General features: G+C 73.7%; 5 protein-coding genes and 2 pseudogenes. 3 read left to right on the plus strand and 4 right to left on the minus strand.

What is annotated here, in order from left to right; translation table 11 throughout:
• A pseudogene (locus tag ADK41_RS25450) lies at positions 1 to 218 on the minus strand (TIM barrel protein); the annotation flags it as partial.
• Between the two features lie 198 nt (positions 219 to 416).
• Between ADK41_RS25450 and ADK41_RS43435 the strand changes: the two are divergent.
• On the plus strand, positions 417 to 692 hold the full coding sequence (locus tag ADK41_RS43435; RefSeq protein ID WP_245174640.1) for a hypothetical protein: 276 nt from the start codon (positions 417 to 419) through the stop codon (positions 690 to 692).
• On the opposite strand, the pseudogene ADK41_RS39720 reads toward ADK41_RS43435, so the two are convergent.
• From ADK41_RS39720 to ADK41_RS25470, 3 genes and pseudogenes are all read right to left on the minus strand, one after another.
• Positions 689 to 1,407, minus strand: a pseudogene (locus ADK41_RS39720) (sugar phosphate isomerase/epimerase family protein). The gene ADK41_RS43435 and the pseudogene ADK41_RS39720 overlap by 4 nt on opposite strands.
• Before the next feature lie 29 nt (positions 1,408 to 1,436).
• Entirely contained in the window at positions 1,437 to 2,588 is a 1,152-nt protein-coding gene (locus tag ADK41_RS25465) for a dihydrodipicolinate synthase family protein (protein WP_030837301.1), read from the minus strand.
• A complete protein-coding gene (locus tag ADK41_RS25470) occupies positions 2,585 to 3,736 on the minus strand; it encodes a Gfo/Idh/MocA family protein (protein ID WP_030837298.1) in 1,152 nt (383 codons plus the stop codon). Before ADK41_RS25470 ends, ADK41_RS25465 begins: the two co-directional genes overlap by 4 nt.
• A gap of 243 nt (positions 3,737 to 3,979) precedes the next feature.
• Between ADK41_RS25470 and ADK41_RS25475 the strand changes: the two genes are divergently transcribed.
• Both ADK41_RS25475 and ADK41_RS25480 read left to right on the plus strand, forming a co-directional pair.
• Positions 3,980 to 5,026, plus strand: coding sequence for a LacI family DNA-binding transcriptional regulator (locus tag ADK41_RS25475; protein ID WP_030837295.1), 1,047 nt, complete (start codon positions 3,980 to 3,982; stop codon positions 5,024 to 5,026).
• A 237-nt stretch (positions 5,027 to 5,263) separates the two neighbouring features.
• Complete coding sequence (locus ADK41_RS25480) at positions 5,264 to 6,064, plus strand: sugar phosphate isomerase/epimerase family protein (RefSeq protein WP_030837292.1); 801 nt, start codon at positions 5,264 to 5,266, stop codon at positions 6,062 to 6,064.
• Positions 6,065 to 6,318 lie beyond the last annotated feature (254 nt).

Below are 6,318 nucleotides of genomic sequence, written 5' to 3' on the forward strand. Positions count from 1 at the left end.
CCGTTGAGGACGCCCTCGGGCAGCGGGGTGGTCCAGTCGGCGAGCTGGAAGGTGTGGATGCGGCCCTGGGCTCCCGCGCGGGCGATCTGCGCGGGGGCCCGGTCGTCCCACCAGATGTGGTAGGTGTCGACCGTGACGCCCACCTGGTGGGCGGGGAAGCGCTCCGCGATGTCCAGGGCCTGGGCGAGCGTCGAGACCACGCACCGGTCGGAGGCGAACAGGACCGGGCACGGCTGCTGTTGGCGAAGGGACCGCGTTCGGTGGTGATGACACTGAGCGGCGAGGGCTCGCTGGTGGCCCCCTCCGACGATGGGGAGGTCTGCGCGGGATCTCCGGGATTTCTTGCGGTGCCGGATCCTTACGATGTCCGCCTGGGCAGGATGCGGTCGTCCGGTGCGTGGTAGGGGCGTGTGGGGATGCTGGTGCAGGAGTTCCGGACCGGGGTGGGGCCGCCCGCCGAGCGGTGGGACCTGTGGCAGGGCGTCGCCACGCGGACGCACGTGCCCACCCTGATGCGCAGTGAGCGCAATGACGACTTCGAGGCCACGATGCGGGTGCTGCCTCTCCCCAGAGTTTCTCCCGTGCCCCGCGCCTCGGCGCGCGGCGCCCCGGGCCGTGCACAGGGCCCGGGACGCCACGCGGGGGGAACCCGGGCCCCGCACAAGACCCGGGGCGCCGCGTGCGGCTCCTAGGCCGCGTGCTCCGCGAACCGGGCCGCCGTCTCCGCGAGGACCTCGCGGCCGTCGCGGGTCCAGAGGGCGTCGTTGAACAGTTCGACCTCGATGGGGCCGGTGTAGCCGGCCGCCTCCGGGTGGTCCAGTCGGCGAGCTGGAAGGTGTGGATGCGGCCCTGGGCTCCCGCGCGGGCGATCTGCGCGGGGGCCTGGTCGTCCCACCAGATGTGGTAGGTGTCGACCGTGACGCCCACCTGGTGGGCGGGAAAGCGCTCCGCGATGTCCAGGGCCTGGGCGAGCGTGGAGACCACGCACCGGTCGGAGGCGAACATGGGGTGCAGCGGCTCGATGGCCAGCTTCACCCCGTGCTCCTCGGCGTAGGGGCCGAGTTCGGCGAGCGCGTCCGCGATGCGTTCCCGGGCGCCGCGCAGGTCCTTGGAGCCGGCCGGCAGTCCGCCCGAGACCAGGACCAGGGTGTCGGTGCCGAGCACGGCCGCCTCGTCGACCGCCCGCCGGTTGTCGGCCAGCGCCGCCGCCCGCTCGCCGGGGTCGATCGCGGTGAGGAAGCCGCCCCGGCACAGCGTCGTCACCGCCAGGCCCGCGTCGCGCACGAGCTTGGCCGCGGCCTCCACGCCGTACGCCTGGACGGGCTCGCGCCACAGGCCCACGCCCGGTACGCCCAGCTCGCGGCAGGCGTCGACGAGGTCCGGCAGCGACAGCTGCCTGACCGTCATCTGGTTGATGCTGAAGCGCGCGAGGTCGGTCACGGGGTCACTCCGTACAGGTGCAGCAGGGTCCTCATGCGTTCCTCGGCGAGCTTCGGGTCGGGGAACAGGCCGAGGCCGTCGGCGAGTTCGTAGGCGCGGGCGAAGTGCGGCAGGGAGCGCGCCGACTGCAGTCCGCCGACCATCGTGAAGTGGCTCTGGTGGCCCGCCAGCCAGGCCAGGAAGACCACGCCCGTCTTGTAGAAGCGGGTGGGCGCCTGGAAGAGGTGGCGGGAGAGTTCGACGGTCGGGTCGAGGAGGGCGCGGAAGCCCTCCGTGTTCCCCGTGTCGAGGACGCGGACCGCTTCCGCCGCCAGCGGGCCGAGCGGGTCGAAGATGCCGAGCAGGGCGTGGCTGAAGCCCTGCTCGTCGCCGGCGATCAGCTCGGGGTAGTTGAAGTCGTCGCCGGTGTAGCAGCGCACGCCCTGCGGCAGGCGGCGGCGCAGGTCGATCTCGCGCTGGGCGTCCAGGAGCGAGACCTTGATGCCGTCGACCTTGTCCGGGTGGGCGGCGATGACCTCCAGGAAGGTGTCGGTGGCCGCGTCGAGGTCGGACGAGCCCCAGTAGCCCTCCAGGGCCGGGTCGAACATGGGGCCCAGCCAGTGCAGGATCACGGGCTCGGCGGCCTGGCGGAGCAGGTGGCCGTAGACCTCCAGGTAGTCGTCCGGGCTCTTCGCCGTCGCGGCCAGCGCGCGGGACGCCATCAGGATGGCCTGCGCGCCGGACTCCTCGACGACCGCGAGCTGTTCCTCGTACGCCGCCCGCACCTCGGCGAGGGTGCCGCCGGCGAGCTGGTCGGTGCCGACGCCGCAGGCGATGCGGCCGCCGGCCGCCTTCGCCTCGGCGGCGGAGCGGCGGATGAGTTCCGCCGCTCCGGCCCAGTCCAGGCCCATGCCGCGCTGGGCGGTGTCCATGGCCTCGGCGACGCCCAGGCCGTGCGACCACAGGTGGCGGCGGAAGGCGAGGGTGGCGTCCCAGTCGACGGCCGCCGGCGAGTCGGGGGTGGTGTCGGCGTACGGGTCGGCGACGACGTGCGCGGCCGAGAAGACCGTGCGGGAGGTGAGGGGGGCTCCGGTCGTGAGGGCGAGGGGCTCGGTGCGGGGCTCGTAGGCCCGCAGGGCGCCGCCGGCATCGGGGAGGTGGAGGGTCACAGCGCGATCTCCGGCACGTCGAGGCGGCGGCCCTCGGCCGAGGACCTCAGGCCCAGCTCGGCGAGCTGGACGCCGCGGGCGCCGGCCAGCAGGTCCCAGTGGTAGGGGGCGCCGGCGTAGACGTGCTTGAGGAAGAGCTCCCACTGGGCCTTGAAGCCGTTGTCGAACTCGCCGTTGTCGGGGACCTCCTGCCACTGGTCGCGGAAGGCCTCGGTGGCGGGGATGTCCGGGTTCCAGACCGGCTTGGGGGTGGCGGAGCGGTGCTGGACGCGGCAGCCCCGCAGTCCGGCGACGGCGGAGCCCTCGGTGCCGTCGACCTGGAACTCGACCAGTTCGTCGCGGTTGACGCGGACCGTCCAGGAGGAGTTGATCTGGGCGATGGCGCCGCCCTCGAGTTCGAAGACGCCGTAGGCGGCGTCGTCGGCGGTGGCGTCGTAGGGCTTGCCGTTCTCGTCCCAGCGCTGCGGGATGTGGGTGGCGGTGAGGGCCTGGACGGACTTCACCCGGCCGAACAGCTCGTGCAGCACGTACTCCCAGTGCGGGAACATGTCGACGACGATGCCGCCGCCGTCCTCGGAGCGGTAGTTCCAGGACGGGCGCTGGGCCTCCTGCCAGTCGCCCTCGAACACCCAGTAGCCGAACTCGCCGCGCACGGAGAGGATGCGGCCGAAGAAGCCGCCGTCGATGAGGCGCTTCAGCTTGAGCAGGCCGGGGAGGAACAGCTTGTCCTGGACGACGCCGTGCTTGACGCCGGCCGCGTTCGCCAGGCGGGCGAGTTCCAGGGCGCCGTCGAGGCCGGTGGCGGTCGGCTTCTCGGTGTAGATGTGCTTGCCCGCGGCGATCGCCTTCCTGATCGCCTCCTCGCGGGCCGAGGTCACCTGGGCGTCGAAGTAGATGTCGACGCTCTCGTCGGCGAGGACCGCGTCCACGTCCGTCGCGACGTGCTCGAGCCCGTGCCGTTCGGCCAGCGCCTTCAGCGCGTGCTCCCGCCGGCCGACCAGGATCGGCTCCGGCCACAGCACGGTGCCGTCGCCGAGGTCGAGGCCGCCCTGCTCGCGCAGGGCCAGGATGGAGCGGACGAGGTGCTGGCGGTAGCCCATGCGCCCGGTCACACCGTTCATGGCGATACGCACCGTCTTGCGTGTCACGTCATTCCCTTCGTACGCGGTTCGCGCGCCGCGTACGCCCCACTGGTGAGCGTGACAGCAAGCGCTTTCTATGTACGTAGAAGCTAGCCTCTGAACGGCAGTGTGGACAAGACCACGGCGAGCCCGGCTTGTTCGAGGGTGCGAACAGCCGCGCGGATGGCCGTAGGGTCTGCTCGGAACCACGGGTGTGGGCGTGGGTGTGTACGACGGCGTACGGCGAACGCGCGAGGCGGAGGACGAGACATGACGGTGACCCTGGCGGACGTGGCGGCTCGCGCGCAGGTCTCCCCCGCGACGGTGTCGCGCGTGCTCAACGGGAACTACCCCGTGGCCGCGACCACCCGTGAACGGGTGCTGAAGGCCGTCGACGAGCTGGACTACGTCCTCAACGGGCCCGCCAGCGCCCTGGCCGCCGCCACCTCCGACCTGGTGGGCATCCTGGTGAACGACATCGCCGACCCGTTCTTCGGCATCATGGCGAGCGCGATCCAGGCGGAGATCGGGGGGCCGGGCGGGCGCGCGGGCGGGGAGAGACTCGCGGTCGTGTGCAACACGGGCGGCTCCCCCGAACGCGAACTGACCTACCTCACGCTGCTCCAGCGGCAGCGGGCGGCGGCGGTGGTGCTGACCGGCGGCGCGATCGAGGACGCGCCGCACAAGGCGGCCATGGACGCGAAGCTGCGGAAACTGGCGGACGCCGGGACCCGGGTGGTGCTGTGCGGCCGGCCGCAGGCGCCGGAGACCGGGGCGATCGCGCTGACCTTCGACAACCGGGGCGGCGGACGGGAACTCACCGAGCATCTCATCGGGCTGGGGCACCGGCGGCTGGGCTACATCGCGGGCCCCCAGGAACGCACCACCACCCGCCACCGGCTCGAGGGCCACCGGGACGCGCTGGCCGCGCACGGCATCGAGGATGACCCCCGGTGGACCGTGCACGGCCGCTACGACCGGCGGTCGGGGTACGAGGCGACGCTCGAACTCCTGCGCCGCGACCCGTCGTTGACGGCCGTCGTCGCGGCGAACGACTCCGTCGCGCTGGGGGCGTGCGCGGCGCTGCGGGACTCGGGGCTGCGGATCCCGGACGAGGTGTCGGTGGCCGGGTTCGACGATCTGCCGTTCAGCATCGACGTGGTGCCGGCGCTGACGACGGTGCGGTTGCCGTTGGCGGAGGCGGGGGCCCGGGCGGGGCGGATCGCCATGGGGCGGGAGGAGGAGCCGCCCGGCGGCATCGCCTCGGTGCGGGGGGAGTTGATGGTGCGGGGGTCCACCGCGGGGCCGCGTGGTTGATCGGACCCGGGGTCCCGGAAGTGCACCGTCGGTGCGGGTCCTGGGGGCCGGTCGCGCCTGCGCGGCGGAGCCGCACAACGATGCGGGCCCGCGCCCCTGAGGGGTGTCCTTGCCGGAGTCGCCGGCGGCGCCGGCGGGTTCCGGTGATGCGGGAAGGCCGTCGCGCGCGTACGGAAGCCGCGACACCGAAGTGGCGAGGGGGAGTGACGCCGGAGGTCGCGGGTAGGGTCCGTTGACATGAAGCTGGCGTTCTCCACCCTCGGCGTCCCCGGGCTGCCGCTCACCGACGTGCTGGCCCTCGCGACCGCCCACGGCTACCACGGCGTCGAACTGCGCGCCCACCCCGAGGAGCCCGTCCACCCGGGCCTCGATCCCGCACGACGCGCCGACGTGGCCGCCGGGCTCAAGGCGGCCGGCATCGAGGTGCTGGGCGTCGCCGGGTACGCCCGGGTCGCCGCGCCCGGCGCGGACGAACCCGTCATCGACGAGGTCCGCGCCCTCCTCGACCTCGCCCGGGACCTCGGCGCCCCCTTCGTCCGGGTCCTCCCCGGCGGCGGCGCCGACCAGAGCCCCGAGGAGGCGGACGCGACGGCCGCCCGCCGGCTGGGCACGGCCGCCGAGTACGCCGCCGACCTGGGCGTGCGCATCCTGCTGGAGACCCACGACTCGCACCGCACCGGCGCCGACGCGATGCGGGTCCTCGGCCTGGTCGGCCACCGGCAGGTGGGCGCGCTGTGGGACGTGATGCACACCTGGCTCGGCGGCGAGCAGCCCGTGGAGAGCCACGCGGCCCTCTCCCCGCACCTCGGGTACGTGCAGGTCAAGGACATCGCCTCCGCCGACGACACGTCCCCGCTCCCGCTCGGCGCCGGCGTCCTCCCGCTGGCCGACGTCGTGGAGGTCCTCTCCCGGCACGGCTGGGACGGCTGGCTCTGCTGGGAGTACGAGAAGCGCTGGTACGCCGACGCCGCCCCGCTGCCCGGCCTCCTCACCCCCGGCCGGGAACACCTGACCCGGTTGCTGAACGAGTCGGCCTGACCGGACGCGGAAATTCGCCGGCCGGGGCGCGGGACGGCCGGACAGCGTCTCCCACCGTGCCTCGGCCCGCGCCCCGCCCCGCCGTCCTCCCCTCGTGCGCCCGTCCCGCACGCTGGCCGACGCGCGTCCCCGTGAGAGCCGCCGGTCGGGTCCCGGCACTGCCCCGGTACTGACGTGAGCGAGCCGTCGGCCGGATGTCAGTCGGCTGACGGAGGCTGACGGCACGCCGGCCGGGCCATCCTCGTGGAGACATC

The organism is Streptomyces caelestis, from assembly GCF_001279005.1.
In the GTDB taxonomy this organism is placed as follows: domain Bacteria; phylum Actinomycetota; class Actinomycetes; order Streptomycetales; family Streptomycetaceae; genus Streptomyces; species Streptomyces heliomycini.

Coding starts and splice junctions, on each gene's coding strand:
- ADK41_RS25480 (WP_030837292.1), top strand. CDS start 5,264: ATGAAGCTGGCGTTCTCCACCCTCGGCGTCCCCGGGCTGCCGCTCACC.
- ADK41_RS43435 (WP_245174640.1), top strand. CDS start 417: ATGCTGGTGCAGGAGTTCCGGACCGGGGTGGGGCCGCCCGCCGAGCGG.
- ADK41_RS25475 (WP_030837295.1), top strand. CDS start 3,980: ATGACGGTGACCCTGGCGGACGTGGCGGCTCGCGCGCAGGTCTCCCCC.